Source organism: Microcoleus sp. K5-D4, from assembly GCF_036704575.1.
Taxonomy (GTDB): Bacteria; Cyanobacteriota; Cyanobacteriia; order Cyanobacteriales; family Microcoleaceae; genus Microcoleus.
The window spans coordinates 104,125-129,814 of sequence record NZ_JAUBSD010000002.1 but is presented as its reverse complement, the minus strand read 5'-3'; the positions used below and the strand labels follow the sequence as shown (position 1 = coordinate 129,814).

General features: G+C 46.8%; 18 protein-coding genes and 1 tRNA gene. 15 read left to right on the top strand and 4 right to left on the bottom strand.

The annotated features are described in order from the left end of the window. Positions 1–332: 332 nt before the first annotated feature. From QUA77_RS01450 to QUA77_RS01440, 3 genes are all read left to right on the top strand, one after another. The gene (locus QUA77_RS01450) at positions 333–683 is read left to right on the top strand and encodes a hypothetical protein (RefSeq protein ID WP_333039234.1); all 351 of its coding nucleotides are present in this window, start codon (positions 333–335) and stop codon (positions 681–683) included. Between the two features lie 287 nt (positions 684–970). Beyond that, positions 971–1,492 carry a hypothetical protein gene (locus tag QUA77_RS01445; protein ID WP_333039233.1) on the top strand — a complete coding sequence of 174 codons (522 nt, stop codon included), beginning with the start codon at positions 971–973 and terminating at the stop codon, positions 1,490–1,492. 551 nt (positions 1,493–2,043) lie between these two features. Further along, positions 2,044–3,378: a hypothetical protein gene (locus QUA77_RS01440; RefSeq protein ID WP_333449050.1), complete on the top strand. Its 1,335-nt coding sequence runs from the start codon at positions 2,044–2,046 to the stop codon at positions 3,376–3,378. A gap of 362 nt (positions 3,379–3,740) precedes the next feature. On the opposite strand, the gene QUA77_RS01435 is transcribed toward QUA77_RS01440, so the two are convergent. Beyond that, positions 3,741–4,061 carry a hypothetical protein gene (locus tag QUA77_RS01435; RefSeq protein WP_333449020.1) on the bottom strand — a complete coding sequence of 107 codons (321 nt, stop codon included), beginning with the start codon at positions 4,059–4,061 and terminating at the stop codon, positions 3,741–3,743. Positions 4,062–4,173: 112 nt separating this feature from the next. On the opposite strand from QUA77_RS01435, the gene QUA77_RS01430 reads away from it, so the two are divergent. From QUA77_RS01430 to QUA77_RS01410, 5 genes are all read left to right on the top strand, one after another. Further along, positions 4,174–5,076 (top strand): ion channel, encoded by a 903-nt coding sequence (locus QUA77_RS01430; protein ID WP_333449019.1) that lies wholly within the window; start codon positions 4,174–4,176, stop codon positions 5,074–5,076. Between the two features lie 67 nt (positions 5,077–5,143). Then, complete coding sequence (locus tag QUA77_RS01425) at positions 5,144–5,470, top strand: DUF433 domain-containing protein (protein WP_333449049.1); 327 nt, start codon at positions 5,144–5,146, stop codon at positions 5,468–5,470. Positions 5,471–5,473: 3 nt separating this feature from the next. Beyond that, positions 5,474–5,821 (top strand): DUF5615 family PIN-like protein, encoded by a 348-nt coding sequence (locus QUA77_RS01420; protein ID WP_333449018.1) that lies wholly within the window; start codon positions 5,474–5,476, stop codon positions 5,819–5,821. A 74-nt stretch (positions 5,822–5,895) separates the two neighbouring features. Beyond that, positions 5,896–7,071 (top strand): exonuclease SbcCD subunit D, encoded by a 1,176-nt coding sequence (locus QUA77_RS01415; RefSeq protein WP_333449017.1) that lies wholly within the window; start codon positions 5,896–5,898, stop codon positions 7,069–7,071. Between the two features lie 248 nt (positions 7,072–7,319). Continuing rightward, positions 7,320–10,361: an SMC family ATPase gene (locus QUA77_RS01410; RefSeq protein ID WP_333449016.1), complete on the top strand. Its 3,042-nt coding sequence runs from the start codon at positions 7,320–7,322 to the stop codon at positions 10,359–10,361. 32 nt (positions 10,362–10,393) lie between these two features. Here QUA77_RS01410 and QUA77_RS01405 read toward each other — a convergent pair whose 3' ends face one another. Next, positions 10,394–10,969, bottom strand: a complete 576-nt coding sequence (locus QUA77_RS01405; protein WP_333449015.1) for a Uma2 family endonuclease — start codon at positions 10,967–10,969, stop codon at positions 10,394–10,396. Positions 10,970–11,066: 97 nt separating this feature from the next. Here QUA77_RS01405 and QUA77_RS01400 point away from each other — a divergent pair, with 97 nt between their 5' ends. Together QUA77_RS01400 and QUA77_RS01395 are read left to right on the top strand one after the other, a co-directional pair. Then, positions 11,067–12,236 carry a pyridoxal phosphate-dependent aminotransferase gene (locus tag QUA77_RS01400; protein ID WP_333449014.1) on the top strand — a complete coding sequence of 390 codons (1,170 nt, stop codon included), beginning with the start codon at positions 11,067–11,069 and terminating at the stop codon, positions 12,234–12,236. Positions 12,237–12,252: 16 nt separating this feature from the next. Next, complete coding sequence (locus QUA77_RS01395; RefSeq protein ID WP_333449013.1) at positions 12,253–14,142, top strand: aminopeptidase P family protein; 1,890 nt, start codon at positions 12,253–12,255, stop codon at positions 14,140–14,142. A gap of 164 nt (positions 14,143–14,306) precedes the next feature. On the opposite strand, the gene QUA77_RS01390 is transcribed toward QUA77_RS01395, so the two are convergent. Further along, a tRNA-Thr gene (locus QUA77_RS01390) sits at positions 14,307–14,379 on the bottom strand. Between the two features lie 125 nt (positions 14,380–14,504). After that, a complete protein-coding gene (locus QUA77_RS01385; RefSeq protein ID WP_333449012.1) occupies positions 14,505–16,661 on the bottom strand; it encodes a WD40 domain-containing protein in 2,157 nt (718 codons plus the stop codon). A gap of 365 nt (positions 16,662–17,026) precedes the next feature. On the opposite strand from QUA77_RS01385, the gene QUA77_RS01380 reads away from it, so the two are divergent. The 5 genes from QUA77_RS01380 to QUA77_RS01360 all read left to right on the top strand — a co-directional run. Next, positions 17,027–18,187 (top strand): sulfate ABC transporter substrate-binding protein, encoded by a 1,161-nt coding sequence (locus QUA77_RS01380; RefSeq protein ID WP_333039213.1) that lies wholly within the window; start codon positions 17,027–17,029, stop codon positions 18,185–18,187. 89 nt (positions 18,188–18,276) lie between these two features. Beyond that, positions 18,277–19,137: a sulfate ABC transporter permease subunit CysT gene (cysT, locus tag QUA77_RS01375; RefSeq protein ID WP_333039210.1), complete on the top strand. Its 861-nt coding sequence runs from the start codon at positions 18,277–18,279 to the stop codon at positions 19,135–19,137. Beyond that, a complete protein-coding gene (cysW, locus tag QUA77_RS01370) occupies positions 19,127–20,005 on the top strand; it encodes a sulfate ABC transporter permease subunit CysW (protein WP_333449011.1) in 879 nt (292 codons plus the stop codon). The genes cysT and cysW overlap by 11 nt, the downstream gene beginning before the upstream one ends. Positions 20,006–20,162: 157 nt before the next feature. Further along, complete coding sequence (locus tag QUA77_RS01365) at positions 20,163–20,522, top strand: NIL domain-containing protein (RefSeq protein WP_333039208.1); 360 nt, start codon at positions 20,163–20,165, stop codon at positions 20,520–20,522. Positions 20,523–21,195: 673 nt separating this feature from the next. Further along, positions 21,196–25,690, top strand: a 4,495-nt coding sequence (locus tag QUA77_RS01360; RefSeq protein ID WP_333449010.1) for a DUF4347 domain-containing protein, incomplete at its 3' end; no start/stop codon positions are given.

The following is a 25,690-nucleotide window of genomic DNA, read 5'->3' as shown; positions in this document are numbered from 1 at the left end:
ACTGCTAAGACGCGAAACACGCGCCGAAAGAGAAGAGTCAGGGGCTTCGTAATTGATGGGAAAACCCTTAGATAGGGTTCCTCGCAGGAATTGCGATCCCCTCTCATACGAGATGAGTTCCGCTTGTCTAACTAATCTATCTTTTGGTAGAAGTAATAGTAACAAGCAGGCGCTTAAGATATGGGACATCACGGGAAACATCCCTTTTGGCTCGCTTTAGATGCGGTAGCTGCGACAAAGATTGCGCTTGAACCAAGGTAGTCAATGTGCGATCGCAGTGAAGGGGCGACAAACACCATAATTTTTGCGGAAAAATACGAGGAGAAGTTGATATGAAGCGGGTTTTAAAAGCTCTAGGACAAACATTGAGCCAAAGCATTTTGCTGGTCTGTACCCTGGCGTTCATTGGTTTGCTAAGTCTAGCGATAGTACCCAGTCAGGCTGCTTACGCAGGTCAAGACAGGAGTCAGGCGCAGCCAGAAGCTAGAATTACTGACCCCGCAGAAAGTTTCGAGGATCTCAATCCCCAAGCAGCTTACGAAGAAATAGTCAAAACCTCTCAAAATCCTGCAAAGGTCGAGAAAGCTTACGACGAAAGCTTAAAGGAGTACAAGGGAGAACACCCGCAAGAAGGCATAGTTCAAAAAGCTGAAGATTTGATCGAAAAAGTCACGGGCAACTAATAAATCAAGAGATTTATATCTAACTCAAGTTGCTGGTAAATACACAGCTTCAGTGAGTAGACAATGAAGCCGCTGTCAGAATTTAGTTGAAGATAATTATCTAGGGTGCGCCGAGGCGCACCTTATCGCTTGAAAGTAGCGTGTAAAACTCGTTTGTGAGTCGAGAAGTATTTTATCCTTTCCCTCCTTTTGAAGCTAGCAGCTTCAGCCTTAAGGCAGATGAATAGATATGAACTTAAAAGGTAAATTTAATAATAGTTACATTTAGATAAAAGGAAAAAAATATCATGAGCGATGACAAAAAAACGGTACATGAACCTGATGCTAACCTAGACCCGATTTCCGGCGAAAAAGGGGCTCATCCAGTAGGAACCGGTATTGGTGCGGCGAGTGCGGGTGCTGCGGGTGCTGCGATCGGCGGTGCCATCGGCGGGCCTGTAGGAGCAGTTGTCGGCGCTGTTGTGGGTTCGTTTAGCGGCGGTTTGGTGGGCAAAGGTGTGGCCGAGGCGATCGACCCCACGGTAGAAGATGCTTACTGGCAAAGCAACTACAGTTCTCGTCCTTACGTGGACACGAGCGCGACTTATGAAGACTATCAGCCTGCATACCGCACCGGTTATGAGGGATACAGCCGCTATGGCGCTACTGGTAAGAAATACCACGAGATTGAACCGGATTTGCAGCGCGACTACGAAACAAATCGCGGTAAGTCTAATGTGACTTGGGAAAAAGCTAAGCACGCCACGCGGGACGCTTGGGATCGGGTGGAACGCGCTGTTCCTGGTGACATTGACAAAGACGGCCGCTAAGGGCTTACGCCAAGTATTTCTCAGTCTTGGAGACACACAAACTCAAGCGTTCCGGTTATTTTTAGCCGGGTACCGGAATGGAGAGAAGTGTTTGATCAAAAAAAACCCGGCTGCTGCGTTCTGGACTGTTGTTGATAGATGGCACAGTTTTTAACGCGAGTTTAGCGAAGTTTTTGGGGATTTTCAGCCCCTCTCTACATCGGAGAGGGTATTTTTATGATCCCTTGAAATCGCATTTTTCAGCACGATTTTTATTTCACAGGACTGTTCGCTGTGATAACTCGCTAGAGACGTAGAGGCTTGGTTGTGCGGGACGATCGCACTCCTAAAAAATGCTTTTTACAAAATCGGGATGCTTCCGTTTGAGATTAACATTTTTTTTTGACTATTAGCCTTAAAATTAAACTTATTCACGACTGAGGCATCGATCGCATATTTCTGTCATTTTTCGCGATGCGCTTTCTTCAATCGCAGCCGGCTCGTAAAGTGTCGGTGGCTTCAAGTCCGATAATTGTTAATCTAAATCCTCTCATTCAAAATTGGTATTACTTGTGGATGAAATGTTGGAAAGAGCTTGGACACTCAAGCAAAATTTAATTGACTTTGTGCTGGATGCTGAGGGAGAGTTGGCGGTAGCTTTGGAAGCTTATGCTGCAGCTCGATCGACCGGCGAGCGCTACGATATTGCTCAGCAAAATCAAGTGATTGACAGTTTTACCATCGAAGGTAAAGTCGGAGAGAAAACGCCGATCGACCTATTTGTCGAAAGTCAGCCGGATTTAACCCAGAGCGAGCGTAGCTTACTCGAAAGTTGGGAGCACAGAAGCTTCACGGGCTTATTTGAAATCACTCAACTTTCCCCCGACAGGTTTGAACTGATGAACTGGCTGACGGCTAAGCACTACGTTGTCAAGCCCAACAGTCCTAATTTTCTTGCAGAAATGTCTCGCTTTAAGTTAGGAGAAATCTTGCTGGCTCGGATTTCTCCCCTTACCGATGACTGGTGGATACTTTCGAGCTCTCCCATTTTGAAAGGGAAATTGGGTAAGCCGAAGTTGGCGGTGGCGATCGGCAATTTCAAGCAAAATCACAACAAGAACCTGTACAGCGATGCCCCGGAATTGTTAGAGCAAGCTTGGCAGTCAGTAGAAAAGTACCATGAAGATTTTACCGAATTTTTTGGTAGTGATGAATTGACGCTATCGGGGTATCACCTGAATAAACAGTTGGCTGAATTTCAGGAATTTATCACTAAAAAACGCCTAGCGGATATCGGCGTTGATGGAAGTAAATCTCTGGCGGATATCGTTGAGGATGCCGGAGTCGATCGAGAAGAAGTCAAAGCAGCAGCAATCGCGGCTGCAGGTGCCGATGCTAACGCAGTTGAGGTAATGCTCGACAGCAATGCTAGTTCAAAAATGGTAATGCCGAAAGTCGAATTGCCCGATCGCTTCAAGAAAGCCGAACAGGTGACAGCACTTTCTCATCCTCGCTGGGGACAAACCTTTTTGTCTACTTACGCTCAATTTACTGCACTGCTATCTGCCGAAGACTTTTCAACCGTTCCCGGTTACGAAAAGCTGGTGCGTAACTATCTCGAAGATCCTGCAATTAATGCCTGGATTTGGCAGCGGTTAGCTAAAGTTAATCCAGCGAAATTAGAACAAATTTTGCAAACTGTATTGCAGCGGACTAATTTTCAGATCGATCGCGATTTAGATGCCTTGCTGCAAGAGTTTAAAAAACCTTTAGAACCCGAACTCCCGGAAATTGCCAGCGTTCCCGTGCACCTGCACAACTTATTTCAGGAAGCTTTAGGCGAAGTTAATAAGTCAAAGTCTAAAACGCAGGAGAAAAAGAAAAGCTCTAAAGGCTTTAAATCCTAAGCAACTAAGTTCGTGGCATATTCCTACACGCTATGGTATCGCATACAGTGTAGGCTACTCGCCAACTCCACCTCATGCTATGGGCTAACGCGCCGGCTTTGCCGAGGGATACTCGATGAGATTGCCACAGCCAAGGGAAAGCAGGAAGAGAATGGCAATTTCAAGTGCCAGTGCGATCGACCCTAGCCATTTTATTTTGGGCGCGTTAGTCTGCATCCCTCAGATAATAAACCATTAAACAAGCTCACAGCTAGCTGTGAGCTTATGGCCCGGTAATATTACTCAAATAGCTTTGCAGTCAGGACTTTAGTTTTTCTTCACCGCGATCAAAAGAACTGAAGTCCTCACTACAAACACTTTTTTTAATCTTCAACTCGTCGGACAGCCATGCGTTGCAGCGGCAGGCTGAGTATGCTAGAAGCAGTCAACAAGTAAGAAAGAACAGTAGTCAGCTTCAAACTGAGCAATAACCAGCTATCCTCTGGTAGGTGAAGTTTCAGCCCGAAAAAAGAGATGCAGTACACTATCCAGTAAGTAAAGCTCATCTTGATTAGGATTTCTTCGCTCAAAGTGCGATCGTCTGTTGGCTGCGAGTTGCGATTATCACCCAGCAGGACTAGACCCGCAATAGATGCCACCAAAGAAACCATAACGAGATAGTCATGCCAGTTAAGCTCAACCATTTCTAAACTCCGCTTTTATCCGAATATTTGGAATCAGACATCAGTCTAAAGGATAAGTTTTCCCGGTCAAAGCAATAGTTACAAATTGAAACAGCCGCAGTTACAAATCGCAATGAAAAGCAACCGCAACCAGCAGCAACAGGCTCGTTTAGTCAGCCGCCAAGGACAATTCCCCTTAAATATTGTCAAGTTGGGAGTACCGCGCCTGCATTTTGCCGACCTCTACCACAGGCTGCTAACTCTTTCTTGGCCGCGATTTTTCCTGCTGATTTGTCTCTCCTATACAGTCACAAATTCTTTATTTGCCTTAGCTTACTTGGCGGGAGGAGATTGCATTGCTAACGCGCGGCCGGGTTCTTTCCCAGATGCCTTTTATTTCAGCGTGCAAACAATGGCGACGATCGGCTACGGCTCTATGTATCCGCGCACGGATTACGCTAATACTATAGTCGCGATTCAAGCGCTTTTTGGTTTGTGGGGAGTGGCGATGGTGACGGGACTGGCTTTTTCGAGATTTTCTCGACCAACAGCTAGAGTTATCTTCAGCCGGGTAGCTGTGATCGCTCCTTTCAACGGTGTTCCGACTCTGATGTACCGCAGTGCAAATCAGCGTTTTAACCAAATTTTAGAAGCGCAGCAGCGAGCTACTTTGATCCGCAACGAGGTAACAGCGGAAGGAGAATTTATGCGGCGTTTTTACGATTTGCAATTAGTGCGAAGTCACTCTCCGGTTTTTGCCTTAACTTGGACGGTTATGCACGCAATTGAGGAGAGCAGTCCTTTGTACCAACTTACTGCCCAAGACTTGATGGAACAGCAAGCGGAAATTGTAATTACGTTAACAGGAATTGACGAAACAGTTTCGCAAACTATTCACGCGCGACATTCTTTTGTAGCCTCGGAAATTATGTGGGATATGCGATTTGTAGATATTCTTTTGAAATCGGCGACGGGAGGGCGGGTGGTTGATTATACTCGGTTTCACGATGTGAAGCCTGTGGAAGAAAAGTTGTGAGTATAATAGTGCTAGAATACCTCTAGGACGACAAAAGTTGATATTTATGACTTCAGTTACTACGAAGATGACACTCAAAGAATTGCAACCGCAACTCTTGGCTTTAACTCCCGAAGAAAAGGCTCAAGCTATACAATTACTCGCCCAAAGTTTAAGCAACTTTTGGCCGGGAATTCAAAAGACTCCCGGTGTCATGGGCGGAGAAGCCTGTATCCGAAAAACTCGGATTCCTGTTTGGCTGTTGGTAAGTTATCGCCGTCAAAGTGCCACCGATGCTCATATTTTAGAAGGTCATCCCGATCTGAGTGCCGCAGATTTGGTGAATGCTTTTAGTTATGCTGAGGCATATCCTGATGAGATTGAAAGAGCAATTCGAGAACAGGAAGAGGCATAAACTGTGGCGCGTCTTTATGCAGATGAACAATACCCGTTTCCTGTTGTAAAATTACTGCGTAATTTGGGCCATGATGTCCTGACAGTTCAAGAAGCGGGGAAGGCTAACCAAAAAATTCCGGATGAAGAAGTTCTAGATTTTGCTATTAGCAATAATCGTGCCGTATTGACATTAAACAGACCTGATTTTATTCGACTGCATAGGTTTAACTCTGACCATACGGGCATAATTGTCTGCACAAACGACCAAAACTGGGAACGGCTGGCTGTACGCATTAATGAAGCTATTTCTAATCTAGAAACACTGAGAAGTCTACTGATTCGAGTTAATCGGCCGTCGGAGCGAGTATAACAGCCGCAGAAGGAATCAATTCGTATAGCAGCTATCGCACAAAGTATTAAAATAAACAAAATACTCCTCGTACTATGCGAATAATTCATACTGCTGACTGGCATTTAGGGCGACGTTTTCGAGGGATCGATCGCACTTTTGAAATTGCGATCGCCCTCGAACAGATTTTGAAGCAAGCAAAAGCCTTGGATGTCGATGCTGTACTCGTTGCCGGTGACATTTTCGACGTGCCCAACCCGCCCGCTTACGCCGAACGCATTGCTTATAACTTTTTCTGCGAACTCCAAGCGGCAGGAATTCCCGCAATTGCGATCGCGGGTAATCACGATTCAGCCTCCCGCATCGACAGCATCGCGCAATTGCTTTCCCTCGCCGGTGTGCGCGCTTTAGGCAAACCCAGGCTTTCTGCAGACGGCGGCACAATTACTCTTAATACAAAAAGCGGTAAACTTTGCGTGGGAGCGATGCCTTTTGCTTCCGAACAAAGACTGTTAGATGCTAATTCTCTCTGGCAGTCGGGCGATGCCGATCGCCGAAAAAATTACCGCGAAATAGTAGCATATTTACTCGAAGATTTAACCAGCGATTTTAGAGACAATACTGTCAATTTTCTCATGGGACACATGAGCATTGACGGCGCTCGATTGGCAAAATCAGAAGTCGCTTATTACACGCGAGAAAAGTACCTGCTTTCATCGCAAACTCTGCCGCCGGAAGCTCAGTATGTTGCCCTCGGACACATCCACATTCACCAGCGGATTTCTGACACTTCTCCCGCTTATTATTCCGGTTCTTTGATTCAGTTAGATTTTGGAGAAGCGGAACAGGAAAAAGGATTTTGCTTGATAGAAGTTGAGCCGGGAAGTCAGGCAAAGGTGGAATTTAAGCCTGTGGCTTGCCACAAGCCCTTAAAAGTGCTTAAATGTCATAACGACAATCTCGATGAAACTTTACAAGCTCATCAGTATCATCCGGGTTTCTTGAAAGTAATTGTCGAACTGGACAGTCCGCAAATCGGACTTGCCGATCGAGTGCGCCAAATTTGTTCTCAAGCGCTGTTAATTGAACCGCGCTATCCAGATGCAGCGCTAGAACCAACAGAAATAACTAATATCGATCCCAATAATTTCGATCCGGCAGCAGAGTTTTGCAACTATTATCAAAACCGCTTGGGAACGACACCAAAACCGCCAGTATTGGAGGAATTTAAAAATTTGTACAAGAAGTTTCAGGAAACAGTTAACAATTAAATGCGTAAAAAGATACAATCCACAATCCAAAATCTCAAATTTCAAATAGTTTTAAGACTGAAACCCACGCTCAATGTCGCTTGTAGTCGAGTCTAGATCCCCCTAAATCTCCCTCCCGGGGGACTTTGATAATACTCTTGTCCCCCCCTTGTTAAGGGGGGTTAGGGGGGATCGGGAAGACTGTAGAAGGAAGACAGTAGACCTGAATATAACAATCTAAAACCCCAAATCTCAAATCTAAAATCAGTATGCGTCCACTCGAACTTATTCTCGAAGGATTTACCAGCTTCCACCGCGAACAGCGTTTAGATTTTTCTCAACTCGATTTGTTTGCAATTACTGGTGCTACAGGTGCCGGCAAATCTTCACTGTTAGATGCCATGACTTACGCTCTTTTTGGCACGACAACTCGCAGCGGCAAACAAGTAAGTGATTTGGCAAGTCAAGGTAGCGAAAATTTAAAAGTGCAGTTGCGTTTTGCTGTGGGATCGGCACAGTATCGGGTGACGCGAAGGTGGCGTTTTCGTCCGAAATCTCCGGAAAATAAGGTGATTTTGGACAACTGGCAAAATGGTCAATGGGAAACTTTGGGGACGAGTATCGTTGCTGTTCAAAATACGATTGAACAGATTTTAGGAATGGATTTTGATACTTTTACGCGAGCAATTGTTCTGCCTCAAGGCAAGTTTGATGAGTTTATTAAAGGGGATACTTCAAAACGCCGGGAAATTTTGCGGCAGCTAGCGGGATTTGAGATTTTTGAGCAGATGCGGAAGGAAACAAATGAACTCGCAAAGTTGCTGAAACAGGAACGGGAAATGGTGGAAAGGCAGCTAGCGGATTTGAGTGCGCCGACGGCGGATGAGGTGGCTCAAAGACGATCGCAACTTGTGATTTTAGAGCAGCAGTTACCCCAGTTCGATCGCGCTGTGATGAAAGCTCAGAAGGCTCTAGATGAAGAGGAACAGCTATTTTCGCAAATCGCTCGCTGGCAAGAGCTACAACAACAACTGACCCAATTAAATGCTAATTCTGCCGAGGTTGCAATTTTAGCACAGCGTTTAGACAGAGCGCAAGCTGCCAATCATTTACAGGGAGATTGGGCTTTAGTGCGATCGGCTCGGAGTCAGTATGAAACTGCCGAAAGTGCCTCGGTGGCAGCGCGAAAGCAGTTAATTAAAGCTCGCTCTGAGCTAGCAGTAGAGCAGCAGCAACTTGACGCGGCAAAAGCGAAAGAAGAGGTGCTAGCGCCACAAATTAAGGCTCGCGAAGATGCTTTAGCTGCTGCTAAAGTATATGAAGAACAGCGCGCTCAATTAGAAAAAGAAGTGGCGCTTGCCCAAAAAATTCAACAGGAAAAACTCCGCTTTTTTCTGGCAGCAGATAAAGACCTGCAAGCTGCTAACACTAAAATTCAAGGCGCGGGTTTTCGAGTTACTCAAGCAGCGGCACAGCTCGAACAGTATGCGCCGGGAGGAAAGCGTTTAGAGCAATTGCAGCAAATTGCACCCTTATTGATGGAATTGCAGCTAATTACCAAGCAGCAAAAGACTCAGCAAGAACAGTTGGAGAAATCTATTGCAGAGAAGGAAAGCGCTCAACAAAATTATGTGGAGGTTGCAACTAATTTAGAAGCAGCCGAAATCCGACTAAAAGAGTGCGATCGCGAGTTAGAAGCGGCCCTAACTGCTAATGCGGAAGCGGCACGTTTAGAGAGTGTTGCTGCTGTCAGAATGTCGCTGAATTCTGGCGATACTTGCCCGGTGTGTGGGGGGGTGCATCCTGAGAGCGATCGGCTCCCTCCTTTGCCCGATTCTAATATTGTCGATGTCGCTGGTTTGCGGCGGAAATTGGCGGATGCAAATCAGGTTTTTCAAGATGCTCAAAGGTTGGCTGCTGAGGGAAAAAGTGCAGTTTCATCCTGCAGGCAAAAAGAGTCTGAAATTGCTCAAATGTTGGAATTAACTGCGAATAAAGTTGCTCAATTGCAGCAGCAAATTACTCAAGTGCTGGAAAATCCTCATTGGGAAAGCTTGGGGTTGCAGCAGGAGTTGGCAATCCTTAAAGAGAGCGATCGCCAATACCGCCAAACCGAACAGCAGTTCCAACTGGCATCATTGGAATATGATAATTTTCAGGAAAGATTTAATTTGGCGGTGGCGACTCAAGCAGCTAAACAGCAGGAATATCAAGATGCGATCGCCGAATCAGACCGTCGGCAGCAGCAGTTGCAAAGTTGTGTAAATGTGCTTTATCAAATTACCGAATATCAACCTTATGCTAACTTAGCAAAAGTCTTAGAACAAGACAAGCAAGACTTGGCAAATCTGCTGAAAGTTGCCGAAAAATCATATCAAACTGCTCAAAATAAGGTTATTCAAGCCGCAGAGAGAGAGCAACAAGCTGGAGAAGCTTTTGGAAAAGCCCAGGCTCATAAACAGCATTTAAACCTAGATTGGTCAGCCAAATTAACAGCGGCTGATTTCACAGAGGAGACATTTTTAGCAGCGGTTGCCACAGTTAAGGAACAATCAGAATGGGAAAATGCTATTCGCTCTCACCGCGAATCAAAAATTCAGTTAGAGACGCGGGCGAAAGATTTGAGCGAGGCGATCGCAGGCAGAACTACCGATGAGAATACTTTAGCACAAGTGCGATCGGCAAAACATACCGCCCAAGAAAACCTCAAACAAGCCAACAACAACCGCGCCGAACTTTTAGCTTGGATTCAAGTAGCAGCCCAAAATCTCGAACAAGCCGACAGAATGTCACAGCAAATCACAAATTTCACAGAACAAGAGCAAACTTATCACACCTTAGCGCAGAACCTCAAATCCAACGAATTTCAATCATACATTTTAGAACATTTAGAAGCAGAATTAGTCGGCAGCGCCACCTTGATTTTGCAAGAATTAACCGAAAATCGCTACAAACTAATAAACCAAGACGGCGAATACTGGGTAGCAGATAATTGGAACGGCGGCGAAGCTAGACGAGTGCGTACTCTTTCCGGTGGCGAAACCTTTGCCACTTCCTTATCAATGGCTTTAGCTTTGTCAGAAAAGCTGTCTCAAGGAACTCACTTGGGCAGCTTATTTCTAGATGAAGGATTTGGTACTTTAGATACCGAAACTCTCGAAAGCGTTACTCAAATTTTAGAATCTTTGCGGCAGCGAGACAGGCTGATTGGAGTGATTACCCACGTTCGAGAATTGGGCGAAAGATTGCCCGCACAAGTTAAAGTTTCCAAATCTCCGCAAGGTTCTAGAATAGAAGTTGAAAGAGTTTAAGTCTCTACTTTTTGCGATATATTGTAGTTTTTCTAGAATTGTGTTTCTTCTTCTGTAAAGATAGGAGGCCACAATTCTGCAACGGGCAATTCCCAACCGGGGAAAAGTTCTGGTAATGTTAAGATATCGCCATTTTGTAAAATTTGTGGTTCGCCAGCCGCTCGATAAATCTTCACTGTTTCTGCATCAGGATCGATCGCAATTCCGACAATCGCTCCGAGCTCAACAAACTTCAAAACCTTGGCTTCGATAGGCTGCGTGCGATCGCTTTGAGACTTAATCTCTACCACCAAATCGGGAACCAACTGTCCAAAATAACGCGGACTTTGGCGCAATCGTGCGGCGCGCACAAAGGAAACATCGGGCGCTTTGACGTTAGTATCTGGCATAATAAAGCCGCCTGCGGAGTCAAAAACTCGTCCGAGACGGCGGGGATTTACCCAAGCGAAAAGAAAGGCAATGAGACGGCTGCTGATTTCACTGGATACGATGTCAGATGGGCCCATAATTGAAAGTCTCCCGTCTTCTAGTTCAATTTGGTAATCTAAACCCGCTTCGGAAAAAGCGGTTTGAACTTGCTCAACATCTTTGACAGTCATCGTTGACATAGGAACTTTCTCCTGTTATGAGCTGATATTTCATTTTAGCACGATCGCTATTTTCAATCTATAATTTAGTCAAACCCTCCCAAGAAACAAATATTATATGAAAAATTACCCCACTCGAATGCAATCGGTGCAGTCGCCCATAATTCCAGTAGTTGGCGAACTGATCCGCCAAAATCCGGGAACAATATCTTTAGGACAAGGCGTAGTTTACTACAATCCGCCACAAGAATCATTTGAAAAAATTCCCGAATTCTTTTCAAATCCAGACAATCACAAATACAAAGCCGTGGAAGGAATTCCACAATTACAAGATGCCATCGCAGCTAAACTCAAAACAGATAACGACATAGATATTAATAGCAAAAACTGCATTGTCGTTACCGCCGGCAGCAACATGGGATTTACCAATGCCCTTCTCGCTATCACTTTGGCGGGGGACGAAGTTATAATCCAATCACCTTATTACTTTAACCACGAAATGGCGGCAATTATGGCAAATTGCCGACCCGTGATAGTAGAAACAGACGACAAATATCAACTTAATATCGATGCTATAAAAAAAGCCATTACTGACAAAACGCGAGCCATAGTTACGATTTCCCCCAATAATCCCACTGGTGTTGTTTATCCTTCCGAAGCACTCCGGGAAGTCAACGAAATTTGTCGCCAGCACAACATCTATCACATCAGCGATGAAGCTTATGAATATTTTACTTATAACGGCGTCAAACACTGTTCGCCCGCCGCTTTTCCCAATAGCAGCGAACATACAATTTCTCTGTTTAGCCTTTCCAAAGCCTACGGTTTTGCGAGTTGGCGGATCGGGTATATGGTAATCCCAGAACATTTGCTCGTTTCAGTGAGAAAAATTCAAGATACAATCTTAATTTGTCCCCCAGTAATTTCTCAGTATGCAGCCTTGGGAGCCTTGCAAGTTGGTAGAGGTTACTGCGATAATTATGTAAGGGCGATCGCATCTGTGCGACAACTCGTATTAGACGAACTCAATACCATCCAAAATTTGTGTACAATTTCCCCAGCCTGCGGAGCATTTTACTTTTTCTTGAAAGTTGATACTGAAATCGATACAATGGAATTAGTAGAAAAATTAATTCGCGAATATCACGTAGCAGTGCTTCCCGGTACAACCTTCGGCATGGATAGCGGCTGCTATTTGCGGGTTGCTTACGGTGCTTTGGAGAAAGCAACCGCCACCGCAGGTATTAGGAGATTAGTTAAAGGTCTGAAGACAATTTTAAACAAGTAAAATAGGAAAATTTAACATGGTTGCCACTAACTTAAAAGCAAATACAAATATCCAAGATACCTCCGCTGCAAGACTGGCAGACTTGCGCGATTTGATGGCAGATTATGACTTAGATTGCTATTACATCCCAGCGGTTGACGAACACTTAAATTTATCAGTTCCAGCAGCCAAGCAGCGGCGAGCTTGGATGTGCGGTTTTACTGGTTCTGCTGGTGATTTGTTGGTTGGCAAAAATTCCGCTTGGTTGTTTGTGGATTCCCGCTACTACGAACAAGCCGAATTGCAAGTCGATACTGGAATTATTCAAATATCGAAACTAGGCTTAGAAGGAAATTTAACCTTAATTGAAACTTTAGAAAAACTGGCGGTAGAATCGGCAGAAAAATCAACTAAAATTCGCCTGGGTTTTGACCCGTTTACAGTAGCGACAGAGCAATATCAAAATTGGGTGAAAAAATTCGCGAATGCGGAGATTGAGCTCATACCCATCCGGGAGAATTTGACAGACAAAGTGCGATCGCAAACTCCTTGGCAAACAGCAGAGACTTTACCCGCGATTGATGCAGAGCCCATATTTAGCTTACCTGTATCCCTGACAGGAGAAACCGCCGCCGAAAAATTAGCCAGAGTCAGGGAAGCGATGCAAAAAGCCAACATCGATGTGCTTCCGATTACCAACCTGAATCAAATAGCGTGGCTATTCAATCTGCGAGGCTCAGATATTCCCCACATTCCCATTTTCATATCCTATGCCATTGTCACCACAGATTCAGCGTTTTTGTTTACAAATACCGAACGAATTTCACTAGAAATCAAGCAAGAATTGCGGGCGGATGTAACTTTGCTTCCCTACGCAGACTATCCGCATACCTTAACAACTTGCGTAAATTTGCCAAATAAAGTTCGGGTCCTTTTAGATCCCAAACACAGCACAGCAGGCACGTACCAGTTAATCTTAAACCAGGAAGAAGCGCAGTTATACAACATCGAAATAGTTTTTGAGGCGCATCCGGTAGAAGGGATGAAAGCTCGCAAAAATCCCGTAGAAATCGAGCAGATGAAATCAGCCAATTTCAAAGCAAGTCGAGCGAAAACTTTGACTTTAAAGTGGTTGAATGAACAGCTAGAAAATGGTAAGGTGTTGACAGAGTTTGATGTCAAAGAAAGCATCGAAAGATTTTACCAGGAAGAAACTGATTTTCAGACTTTAACTTTTAGAACGATCGCAGGTGCGGGAGCCAATAGCTCGATCGTACATTATGGAACCCCCAGCCCAGAAGTCACCTTAAAACCCGGAGAATTGCTGCTGCTTGACTCAGGCGCGCAATATTTAGCAGGTACAACTGACGATACGAGAACAGTAAGTATCGGAGAACCGACGGCGCTACAAATAGAACACTACACCACAGTTTTAATCGCGCACATCAACTGTGCAATGCAGCAATTCCCCAAAGGAACAACGGGAGCGCAATTAGATGCGATCGCCCGTGCGGTATTATGGCAAGAACAGCTAGACTACGGACATGGCACGGGGCACGGAGTCGGCGCGTTTTTAGCCGGTCACGAAGGGCCAAACGGCATCAGCAAATCGGTACAATATCCCCTAGAAGCCGGAATGGTAACTAGCATCGAACCGGGATATTACGAACCGGGATGGGGCGGAATTCGCATCGAAAATCTTTATGTTGTCAGGGAAATGCCATCAAAAAACGGTTCGGTTTGGTACGGATTTGAATCGCTGACGTATATTCCGTTTGAGCGCAAATTGATAAATGTCGATCGGCTGTCAAAGGCTCAACTCGCATGGCTGAACAACTATCACGCTTCGGTAGTCGAGAAACTGGAACCCGTACTTGATGCAGCAGCAAATGAATGGTTGAAAAAAGCCTGCGCTGCGTTAGGTTAAGCCTTGTAATTTGTCGCACATTTAAATTGTGCACCTATTTTTCGGGAAACTCTTGTGGGGTGGGCACGCGACCCCGCCCCAAAGGTACAAAATAGCACATATCAGATAGGGACACGGCAGTGCCATGTCCCTACTGTATTTAATCCGATTTAAAACTGCTATAAAGCTGGTGACAGGATTTGAACCTGCGACAGGCTGATTACAAATCAGCTACTCTACCAACTGAGTTACACCAGCAGTGAAACTTAATATAGCAAACTTATAGTCATCAGCGCAACCCCCCCAGCCATTTTTTTTTCTAATTCGCTCAAAACCGCTCCCCGTAAGGGCAAAACCGAAATTGTTTGCCCACTGCCAATTAACTAATCGCAGCGCCAAATCTTAATCGTCTGATCCGCACTGCCGCTGGCGAGCAAATTGCCCGAAGGTGCGATCGCCACCGAGTACACCGTACCCGAATGTCCCTTAAGACTTGTCAACAACTCCCCCGTCTGCAAATTCCAAATATTAATCGTATTATCATCGCACCCGCTAGCCAAAGTCAAACCGTCCCGACTGATAGCAACCGACTCGCCCCGACTCACATAATTCTGCAAAATATGCACCGCCTCATTCGTTCCTAAATTCGTTACACCCTTTCCCCTTCCAGAATTAGTATTTAAAATCCGCAACAAACTGCCCGTATGCAAATTCCGCAGCTTAATCGTATAATCATTGCTCACGCTAGCAAGAATCTGACCGTCTGGCGCGATCGCCACCGAATTCACCCCAACATTCAACCCCGAAAGAGTCCGCAGCAACTTGCCGCTTTCCACATCCCAAACCTTGCTCGTTGCATCCGAACTGCCACTCGCCAATATTTGACCGTCCGGGCTAAAAACCACCGCATTCACATTGTCAGAATGACCCCTCAAAGTCCGCAGCAACTCACCACTCCGCAAATTCCAAAGCTTAATCGTATTATCAGCCCCGCCGCAGCTAGCAATTACCAGGCGCTTCGGATTAATCGCCACCGAATTCACCTCCATAGAATGTCCCGGAAAAGTACACAGCAAATCACCGGTGTGCAAATTCCAAAACTTAATGGTTTCGTCTGAACTGCCGCTGACCAACATTTTTCCGTCATAGCTAATAGCAACGGAATTTACGCGATCGGAATGTCCCGTCAGAGTGCCAATTAATTCCGCTGTTTCTAAATTCCAAATCTTAATAGTTTTATCCCAACTACCGCTAGCCAGAATTTTGCCATCAGGACTAATAGCCAGAGAATTCACAAACGATGAATGTCCCGGCAGCGTACACACACACCGCCATTTCTGATGTGTTAATTTGTGAGCTAATTCCTTTGCCCGTTTAGATGCCGCCTCCACTTCCTGTCTGCGTTTGAGTTCAGCTTCCTCCAAACGCTGGCGTTCCGCCTTAGCTTTCGCCTCTCGAAGCGCCAGCCGCCGCATCTCTCCCTTATAGACTATTCGCTGCTGCTCCTGAATTTCTTTAAGAGTTTCAATATACGGTTGGGCCCAATCTTTAGAAAACCATTCCTGAGCAAATTCCGCCTCTAATTTAAATAACTGAGGTTCGTGAGTAAAATCGATATTTAAATAATACAAATCAGCTAAAAAAGCCGCCAATAACTTGTGAATAGTCACAATTATTTGTCTAATAATCCGCAGACTCAGCTTTTTGTCTTTCCCCTCCGCCTCCAATTGGTGATAAACTTCTTCCCAATTCCAAGGCTGCATCGCCACTAGAGAAACGCTCTGATTGATGACTCCCCAAAAACCCACATGAAAATTAACTTCATAATCGCTGATATCACTGTAAAGTATAGCTGTAGGTACGGGAGACAACACTGTCTGCAACCGCTCCACATCAATATCAGAAATCGCTTTTTTGAAATAGTCTCCGTAAAACTGAACCGGGCACAACTCTCCATGGGGGGGGTAGTGTTGGTTCAAAAAAGCTCTTAACTTAGCCGGCAGCTCGATATTCAGATTGTGGCGGAACGAATCAGGGCAATCTTGGCTAATTTTTGCGGGAGCAACTAACAGCAGCAATCGGTGCTGCTGCTGCTGCAAAATCTGTTCAGTTTCCTGTCTGCTCAAATTAGAAAACCAGTTGTCCCTGTCCCAAATAGTTTGAATTTCGCTCAGCTTAACTCGAATTGCTTCTGATTGAAACTCCCGCATTAAGTCGCGGCAAAGCCGGCTAATTGCCCGCTTATCTCTTACTTCTTGTGCCTTAATTCGATTAGCCCGTTCTTCCTTTACCCTTTCTTCTGCGCCGGCGAGGGCGATTAATTCTTGTTCTCTGGCCTGCTGCCGCTGCAAATATCGCACTTGGGCTTTAATCCAGCGCGGGTCTTTTTTGATTTGCTGGTTCAAAGCTGAAGAACCAGACGGCTCAATTTCTGCATACCGTTCGTTGACAGCGCTTGCTCCCAATCTTTCTCCCAATTCAGAGGCTACAGGCTTCAACAGTTCAATTAGGGTGTCTGAGACTGGGCGGGGTAAGGACATACCAGTTAAAACTTTTTCTTAGTTAAGGGCGATCGCGCGAGTCAGGCATATCTCGCTGGGGCGGCGACTCTTGGCAGGGCTATTACATTTGGGCGATCGGCCGATGGTAATCGTAGGGTGTATCGTGCAGCCGCGCAAGTTGAGCACCTTAACTCAATAATAGTATTTATACGCTTTACATTTTACCCCAAATCTGGATCGAAAGCACCGAGGGAAAAGACATCAGAATATGCGATCGACCCTGAGTTCCTCCAATTCTTTTTTTTTGTTGCCTTTTGACTCGCTCTTGTCTATAATCGTACTTCACAACCATAATTACGGTATTCCGACCCAATAACCGTACTTTCTCTAGAGGAACAAATATAATGAGTCCGTGGCAACGCCTAAATCAACACCTTCGCTGGCGACAACAGTCATCAGCCAGCACAAATCAATCATTTACTGCCCTGAAAAGATTTGTGTCCCTATTTTTAGTCGGAATAACATTAAGTCTGGCCGTTGCATCCTGCGGCCAGGGAACCACCAACAACCCCGCCGCCACTCCAGGAGGTACTACTGCAGGCGGTGCTAGCCCAGCAGCCAACAAAGGCAACGTAGAATTAACCCTAGTATCCTTCGCCGTCACCAAAGCCGCCCACGAAGCGATAATTCCCAAATTTGTAGAACAGTGGCAAAAAGAAAAAGGTCAAACCGTCACCTTCAACCAAAGCTACGGCGGTTCCGGTTCGCAAACTCGGGCCGTAATTGATGGTTTAGAAGCAGACATCGTACACCTAGCCCTCGCCCTCGACACCGCAAAAATCGAAAAAGCCGGACTAATTCAACCTGGGTGGGAAAAAGAAGTTCCCAACGAAGGCATAGTCAGCAAATCGGTAGGAGCAATAGTTACCCGCGAAGGCAATCCCAAAGGCATCACAACCTGGGAAGATTTAAGCAAAGACGGAGTAAAAGTGATTACTGCCGATCCCAAAACATCAGGCGTTGCCCGTTGGAATTTCCTCGCACTTTGGGGCTCGGTTGTTAAAACCGGAGGAGACGAAACCAAAGCATTAGACTTGACTACTAAAGTCTACAAAAACGTCCCGATTCTGACTAAAGATGCCCGCGAAGCCACTGATGTATTTTTCAAACAAGGGCAAGGCGACGCCTTAATTAACTACGAAAACGAGATTCTTCTGGCAGGTGAGAAAGGCGAAAAACCGACTTATACTATTCCCGAAGTCAATGTTTCGATCGACAATCCGATCGCCATCGTCGATAAAAACGTTGATAAACACGGTACTCGCGAAGTCGCCGAAGCATTTGTCAAGTTTCTCTACACCCCAGAAGCTCAGCGAGAATTTGCCAAAGTAGGCTTCCGCCCAGTAGATGCGACAGTAGCGGCGGAACCAGAATTTGTCAAAAAATATGCCCCCATCAAAACCCTATTTACAGCTCAAGACTTAGGAGGTTGGGGAGATATTCAGCAGAAATTCTTCGATGACGGAGCTGTTTTTGACAAAATCCAAGGTTCAATTAAACAGTAAAAAAACAGAAGGCTCAGCTCCCCGACTTCCTCGAAGTTGTCGGGGAGCTAAAAGATTCACTATTCTTGGCAACTCAAAACTATTCACCTATGGCTGTATCATCTCCAACCAGCAACCATGAGTCTCCGATCGACAATATCAAAAAGGCGATCGGCAAAATAACATTACCTTGGGGAATCACCCTAGGCTACCTCAGCTTAATGCTATTGCTCCCAGTTGCAGCAATGCTGCTGAAAGCCAGCACAGCAAACCCCGCCGAATTTTGGGCAATTGCCACCAGTCCGATCGCTCTTTCCGCCTACGATGTCACCTTCTTTACGGCCTTAATGGCGGCATTAATTAACGGAGTATTCGGCACATTAATTGCCTGGGTATTAGTCCGCTACGACTTTCCCTTAAAACGGGTTGTCGATGCAGCAGTCGATTTACCTTTTGCACTGCCCACCTCCGTCGCGGGTTTAACTCTCGCCACAGTTTACAGCGATAACGGCTGGATCGGCGGGCTGTTTGCACCCTTGGGAATCAAGATATCATTTACTCGCTTGGGCGTAGGAATAGCGATGATCTTTATTTCCTTGCCCTTTATCGTGCGGACTGTACAGCCAGTTTTAAACGAGATGGAAAAAGACATCGAAGAAGCAGCTTGGTGCTTGGGTGCTTCTCAATTTCAAACTTTCTGGCGAGTAGTTTTGCCACCGCTATTTCCGTCTATTTTAACCGGAGTTGCACTCGGGTTTTCGCGAGCGGTTGGCGAGTATGGCTCTACTGTAATTGTAGCTTCTAACATACCCTTCAAAGATTTAATCGCTCCAGTATTAATTTTTCAAAGATTAGAACAGTACGACTATGCAGGAGCAACAGTTATCGGCACTATCCTGTTAGGTATTTCCCTAGCAATGCTGTTCGCAATTAATCTATTACAAGCATGGAGAAGACGCTATGACGGCTAATATCAATTCACCTGCTGATTACAAATTTCCGCCTGCGGGTTCTAGTCGGAGTCAGGAGAAAGCCTGGGTAAAACCAACTTTAATCGGAATTGCGAGCGCCTATCTTGCTCTCGTCTTATTCATCCCCATGCTCAACGTTTTTTACCAAGCTTTCCGAAAAGGATTTGAGCCATTTCTTTCTAACTTAACCTCGCCCGATTTTCTGCATGCAGCCCAACTTACCCTGATAATTTCTCTGATAGTTGTGCCTGTAAATACAGTTTTCGGTTTGTGTGCAGCCTGGGTAATTGGTCGCAATAAATTTCCCGGGCGCACGCTATTAATCAGCATTTTAGACGTGCCGTTTGCCATATCACCCGTAGTTGCAGGTTTAATGATTGTACTGCTTTACGGTCGCGTGGGATGGTTCGGGCCGTGGCTGGAGGGGGCCAATATCAAGGTTATTTTTGCCTTCCCTGGAATGGTGCTGGCTACTGCTTTTGTTACCTTGCCTTTTGTGGCCCGCGAAGTAATTCCTGTTTTGGAAGAAGTCGGTACAGATCAAGAAGAGGCAGCTAAAACTTTGGGAGCAAATGACTGGCAAATTTTCTGGAATGTCACGCTTCCCAGTATTCGCTGGGGATTGCTTTACGGAGTAATTTTGACCAATGCTAGAGCAATGGGAGAATTTGGAGCCGTCTCTGTGGTATCGGGAAATATTGCTAAAAAAACGCAAACTTTGCCTTTGTTTGTAGAGGATGCTTACAAGCAGTACGCGACGCAAGCCGCATTTTCAGCGGCGGTAGTTCTAGGTTTTTTAGGAGTTATTACCCTCGTGCTTAAGGAGATTTTGGAACGAAAAACTAGCATTAAGGAGGTTGAAGAATAATCATCAGTCATTAGGCTGTAGGCTAGACGCAGTTGTTAGTCATTAGTAGTGTGCGTGGCTATCGACAATCTGCTTGGAACATCGAAAATTTCGCTGATCCGCACTCTACAAGATATTGGTGCAAAATGTAAACTCAAACAAACATTAGGAGGCCCAAATGTTAGCTCACAACACTAGCGAATCTGAATTTGAGGCGATCGGCAATTTTCACAGAACCCAAGAATCAGATATTCCCAAATCTGATAGTGGTGACAGCAGACCAACTCAAACCCGCATTCGCATTCGTGTTCCTAAAGAGTACCATCAGGAACCTGTGATATCTAACTTGATTTCTGAATACGGTTTGACGGTGAATTTTAATGCAGCTTTGTTAGGTGTCAAAACTTTAGATGATGGCTGGTTTGATTTGGAACTTAATGGTACAAGTAAACAGATTGAAAGCGCTCTGCTTTATCTCAATGATTTAGATGTGGAAATCTGGAGCAATTCCAATAATCCCGATGAAGAAACTTGGTAATTAGTGAGTCTTGCACGCACCCTAGTGGAAGAGGACTTAATATTCTGGACTGCGACGCCAAATTTTCTTTCTTCGAGCCGGTTTATTGAGTCTAATAGTCTCCAGGAATGTTAGTCATGAGCCAGCATATCTATTCCGGTAAAATAACCGTTATCAAGCTTCTAGTGAGGAATGCAAGCCTTCATAAAACTCAGAGGACTTGCATTCCTCCCTACCAAGCAATTTGATTGGGGTGGTTTGATCGCACATACCGATAATTCAGCAGCTAACAACTACCAAATAACAGCAGCTTACAGCTAATAACTGTGACTGATGACTCTTGACTAACAAATATTGATCGCCCTCGGTTCATTATTCGATTGACAATTTTTATAAAATCTGGTATTTTCTCCATCTCTGGCATATCAATAAACAGCGCGCAAGTCTTCTCCAACATTGTTGTAACAGCCGGAACAATATCCCCCTTTAAAACTTCTAAACAATCAAACTAACTCAGTTAGGGCAGGGGAGCATAAAAAAAGGTTTTTGTCAATATTAAATTTAGGTCAAAGTTAGGTTAGGTGAAATTAGGGGCGATCGACTCTCATCCGCACTCACCGGAAAAAGCTCGATCGCTGCTGCGGTTGCTTTGTGCTATGAATTTGATGTGTGCGTGTACCAGGAGAATTTAAACGTGGAACTCTATAAAGAACCGAAACACCAGATAGTTTTTGCAGATTCACAAGTTAAAGATTGCGAAAGTTTAACAGAAACGGTCACTCCCGATACAGAAATTGTTATTCTGAAAGGCGATCGCGACGGCATCGAGCAAATCGCCGAAACACTTAAACAGCGGCAAAACATTGCAGCCGTCCACATTTTGTCTCACGGCGCAGCAGCCAGCTTGCAACTGGGAGCAACAGAACTAAATCTCAGCAACATTGAAAGCTACCGCAATTATTTAGAAACATGGTTTGCTTTGCCAGCAGCCGAGGCAAACTCTAACTCTCCAATTACAGCTAAACCCGAAATTCTGCTTTACGGTTGCAACGTCGCCGCCACAGAAGCAGGTGTGGCTTTCGTGGAAAGGCTGAGCCAGCTCACGGGAGCAAATATTGCCGCTTCCGACAACTTGACAGGGAATGCTGCGTTGGGTGGAGACTGGGAACTCGAAGTAACTACGGGAAATATTGAAACACCTTTGGCATTTTCTGCGGAGGCGAGGGAAGCTTACAGTGGCGTACTGGCTGACTTGAACCAAACGACTGGCGACTTTAACGGACTGGTAAATGCCATAAATGTTGCCAACATCAACAGTGGCATTGACACGATCACTCTCACTGCCGATATTACCCTCGCAGGGCAATTGCCGAGAATTACCGACACCACCACTATTGTTGGCGGTGGTTTCAAGATCAGCGGCAATAACAACCGTGCCTTCGTAGTTGATAACACAACATTTAACATCTCAAACCTCACCATTGATTCCGCAAAAGCAGTAGGCAACGCAGGAACCACCGGTGGTGGTGGCGCTGCAGGCTTAGGTGGCGCACTTTTTATCAACAACGGTACAGTCACAGTTGACAGAGTTACTTTTTCTAATAACTCTGCCGTTGGCGGTGCAGGTGTGGCTGGGAATGGTGGCAAGGGTGGTAGCGCGGATCTGGCTACTGTCTTTGGAGGCACAGCAGGGACAAATGGTAGAAATGGTAGAAATGGTCTAGCAAGTAATGGCGCTGCCGGTGGGGTTGGCGAAGATGGCGAGGCTGGCGGTACTGGTAATGCTGGCGGTACTGGCGGTATTGGCGGCACTGGCGGTACTGGTGTTGGCGGCACAAACGGTGGTGCTGGTGGTATTGGTGGTGCTGGTGGTGCTGGTAGCGTTGTCGGTAGTGGCGGCGGTGGTGGTGGTGCCGGTGGCGTTGGCGGTCCTGCTGGTACTGGTACTCAAGGTAATGGTGGCAATGGCGGTGCTGGCGGTGCTGGCACCTTTGGTGGTGGCGGTGGTGCTGGCGGTACTTTTGGTACAGGTGCGGCGCCTGGTGCTATCGGCGCTGGCGGCATTGGCGGCTTCGGCGGCGGTGGCGGTAGTGGCAATGGTGCAAGCGCAGGGGGCAATTTTGGCGGTGCAGGTGCTATTGGCTTTGGTGGCGGCGGTGCAGGTTTAGGCGGCGCGATTTTTGTTGGCGGTGGCACTTTGACCATGACCAACAGCACCTTATATAGCAACACTGTTACGGGTGGCAATGCTGGTGATGTTGCAGCAGGTGCGGGTACAGCCGCAGGTGGTGCAATTTTCGTCAACTTAGGTGCTACAGCTACCCTCACTAACAACACGATCGCTTATAACTCTGCAACAGCCGCCACAGTTGGCACACCGGCTAGTCTGATTGCTAATGCCGGAGGAATTTACAACAACGGCGGTACAGTTACAGTCAAAAACACGATCGTTGCTGGCAACGTTGCTACTACCGACACTGATGTTACAGGGACATTCACAGGAAATAACAACCTGGTTGGGGTTCTCGGCACTAGCACTGGTTTCGCAGGTCAGGCATTAGCGGTTCCTTTGGCAAATGTATTAGCTCCAGCCGCCTCTGCCGGACTCAACGGTGCAACTACCGGCCCGTTCACCATTGCCCTAGTTGACAACAGCCCCGTTACTACTAGCAGCAACCCTGCAATTGGTGGGGGCGACCCGACAATAACGGCAGTGGGCGCGACAGCTTTTGACCAACGCGGTACTGGCTTTCCTCGAAAAATTGACAATACTCTTGTCAGCAAACCGAATATTGACATCGGTGCTTACGAGTACGGGCCCGTGGTCGTGGGTCAGAAATTCAACGACCTTAACGGGGATAGCCTGCAAGGTGCCGCGGCAACTGAACCAGGTCTAGGCGGCTGGACTATTACCGCAGGTACGAAGACTAATGTAACATCTGCCGTTGCTGCCACTCTGGGCCAATACACTCTCACGGATACTAAGGCCAATACAGCGATCGCAGAAACGTTACAAACCGATTGGGTGCAGACTTTGGCACCAACGGTGACGACTGGTACTGCTGATGTTACCGGTGCTAACTTCGGTAATTTCCAGAAAACATCGATCGCGGGCAAAACCTACACCGATGTCGCCGGCAACAAAGTCCTAGACATTGCCACCGACACCACATTCAACGGCGTCACGGTCACTTTATACAAAGACGCCAACAACAACAACACGCTAGAAGTCGGCACAGATACGGTTGTGGGCGCGCCGGTAACGACTGCAGGAGCCGGAGATTACACATTCTCGGATATCGGCCCCGGCAATTACCTGATACAAGCCACTGCTCCAGCCAACTCCAGCATCTCTTTCCCCGCTACCCCAATTCTAGTTAGTGCCCAAAGCGGTACTCCCGTCACCGGTCAAAACTTCGGCATTTTCCAAAACATCACCGTTAGTGGCACCAAATTCACCGACCTCACAGGCAACGGCTTCTCTGCTGACGACACCCCCCTCAACGGCACTATCGTTCGCTTGTTTAAAGACACTAACGATAACAGCACTTTAGATAGCGGTGACGCGGAAATCGCCTTTCAAGGTACCGGAACAGCGCCAGCGGCTCCTGGGACGTATAGCTTTGCCAACGTCGGCTCGGGTCGGCACTTTGTGAGAGAGGACGTGCCGACGGGATTCTCACAAACCGCCGGCCCGGCTTTTTATACAATTAACCCGGTCAGTGGCACCCCCATTACGGCTCAAGACTTCGGCAACCTCCAACTAGGCAAAATCGGCGGGATCAAATTTAATGACCTCAACAAAAATGGCACTCAAGATTTGCCAGCAGAACAACCTCTAGGAGGCTGGACAATTTACTTGGATGCCAACAACAACGGCGTGCAAGACGCAGTACCAGCCGAAACAGGCACCAACGCCGCCGTCACCGATGTCGCCGGTAAGTACCAGTTCACCAACTTGCCAGCCGGCACTTATACAGTGCGGGAAGTGCCACAAACAGGGTGGACGCAAACTGTGCCCCCCGTCAATGCAGCCACGCCTACTCTTTCCGGCGCGTTTACGATCGCCGTCACCAGTGGCACCGACTCCCAAAACAACAATTTCGGCAACTTCAAGCCCAACTCGATTAGTGGTCTGAAGTTCAATGACCTCAACAACAACCGGGTACAAGATACCGGGGAACTAGGGCTTGCCAACTGGCAATTCTTCCTCGATACCAACGATAACGGCACTCTCGACACCGGGGAACCGAACACCCTCACCGATGCCGCCGGTAACTACCAATTCCTTGATTTGTCAGCAGGAACCTACAAGGTGCGGGAAGTCTTGCAGCCTACTTGGACGCAAACTACCCCCGACCCGGATGACATCACTGTCACCAGCGGTCAAGACATCGCTAATATCAACTTCGGCAACTTCCAGTCGAGCACTATTAGCGGTCAAAAATTCAATGACCTCAACAACAACGGCGTTAAGGATGCCGGAGAATTGGGGCTAGGTAACTGGCAAATATTCCTCGATAGTATCACTCCGGATGGATTGTTTCAGCAGGGCGAACCGACTACCATCACTGATTCAGCGGGCAACTACACTCTCCGAGATATACCCGCAGGTACTTACCAGGTAAGGGAAGTCCAGCAAAATGGCTGGACGCAGACGACCCCCAACCCCGCCCCCGTTACGGTTAATCCCTCTGATAACGTCACAGGCATTGACTTCGGCAACTTCCTGCCGCAACCCGGGGCGATCCAAGGTCTGAAGTTCCAAGACACTAACAACAATGGCACTCAGGATGCTGGAGAAGCGGGTTTACCCAATTTCCAAATTCAGTTAACCAATGTCGTAGCTGGAACTGCTCCTGATCCTGTTACTACTACCACAGACAACAGTGGCAACTACCTGTTCGCGAACCTAACGCCGGGAACCTACCGCATCAGGGAAGTCAACCAACCTGGGTTCACCCAAAGCACACCCCAACCCGCCGACATCGCCCTAACTTCAGGCGCTATTGTCACCGGCATCAACTTCGGCAACTTCCCAGCGCCGACGCCGACGCCGACGCCGCCGCCGACGCCGACGCCGCCACCACCGCCACCTGTACCGACGCCGACGCCTGCACCTGCACCGACCCCTGCACCTGCACCGACGCCGACGCCTGCACCTGTACCGACGCCGACGCCTGCACCTG

What these genes read in the sequence shown, in the direction of transcription:
- QUA77_RS01400 (WP_333449014.1), top strand. Translation starts at nt 11,067, where the DNA reads ATGAAAAATTACCCCACTCGAATGCAATCGGTGCAGTCGCCCATAATT.
- cysW (WP_333449011.1), top strand. Translation starts at nt 19,127, where the DNA reads ATGACGGCTAATATCAATTCACCTGCTGATTACAAATTTCCGCCTGCG.
- QUA77_RS01385 (WP_333449012.1), bottom strand. Translation starts at nt 16,661, where the DNA reads ATGTCCTTACCCCGCCCAGTCTCAGACACCCTAATTGAACTGTTGAAG.
- QUA77_RS01405 (WP_333449015.1), bottom strand. Translation starts at nt 10,969, where the DNA reads ATGTCAACGATGACTGTCAAAGATGTTGAGCAAGTTCAAACCGCTTTT.
- QUA77_RS01450 (WP_333039234.1), top strand. Translation starts at nt 333, where the DNA reads ATGAAGCGGGTTTTAAAAGCTCTAGGACAAACATTGAGCCAAAGCATT.
- QUA77_RS01435 (WP_333449020.1), bottom strand. Translation starts at nt 4,061, where the DNA reads ATGGTTGAGCTTAACTGGCATGACTATCTCGTTATGGTTTCTTTGGTG.
- QUA77_RS01445 (WP_333039233.1), top strand. Translation starts at nt 971, where the DNA reads ATGAGCGATGACAAAAAAACGGTACATGAACCTGATGCTAACCTAGAC.
- QUA77_RS01410 (WP_333449016.1), top strand. Translation starts at nt 7,320, where the DNA reads ATGCGTCCACTCGAACTTATTCTCGAAGGATTTACCAGCTTCCACCGC.
- QUA77_RS01380 (WP_333039213.1), top strand. Translation starts at nt 17,027, where the DNA reads ATGAGTCCGTGGCAACGCCTAAATCAACACCTTCGCTGGCGACAACAG.
- QUA77_RS01415 (WP_333449017.1), top strand. Translation starts at nt 5,896, where the DNA reads ATGCGAATAATTCATACTGCTGACTGGCATTTAGGGCGACGTTTTCGA.
- QUA77_RS01425 (WP_333449049.1), top strand. Translation starts at nt 5,144, where the DNA reads ATGACACTCAAAGAATTGCAACCGCAACTCTTGGCTTTAACTCCCGAA.
- QUA77_RS01430 (WP_333449019.1), top strand. Translation starts at nt 4,174, where the DNA reads ATGAAAAGCAACCGCAACCAGCAGCAACAGGCTCGTTTAGTCAGCCGC.
- cysT (WP_333039210.1), top strand. Translation starts at nt 18,277, where the DNA reads ATGGCTGTATCATCTCCAACCAGCAACCATGAGTCTCCGATCGACAAT.
- QUA77_RS01365 (WP_333039208.1), top strand. Translation starts at nt 20,163, where the DNA reads ATGTTAGCTCACAACACTAGCGAATCTGAATTTGAGGCGATCGGCAAT.
- QUA77_RS01395 (WP_333449013.1), top strand. Translation starts at nt 12,253, where the DNA reads ATGGTTGCCACTAACTTAAAAGCAAATACAAATATCCAAGATACCTCC.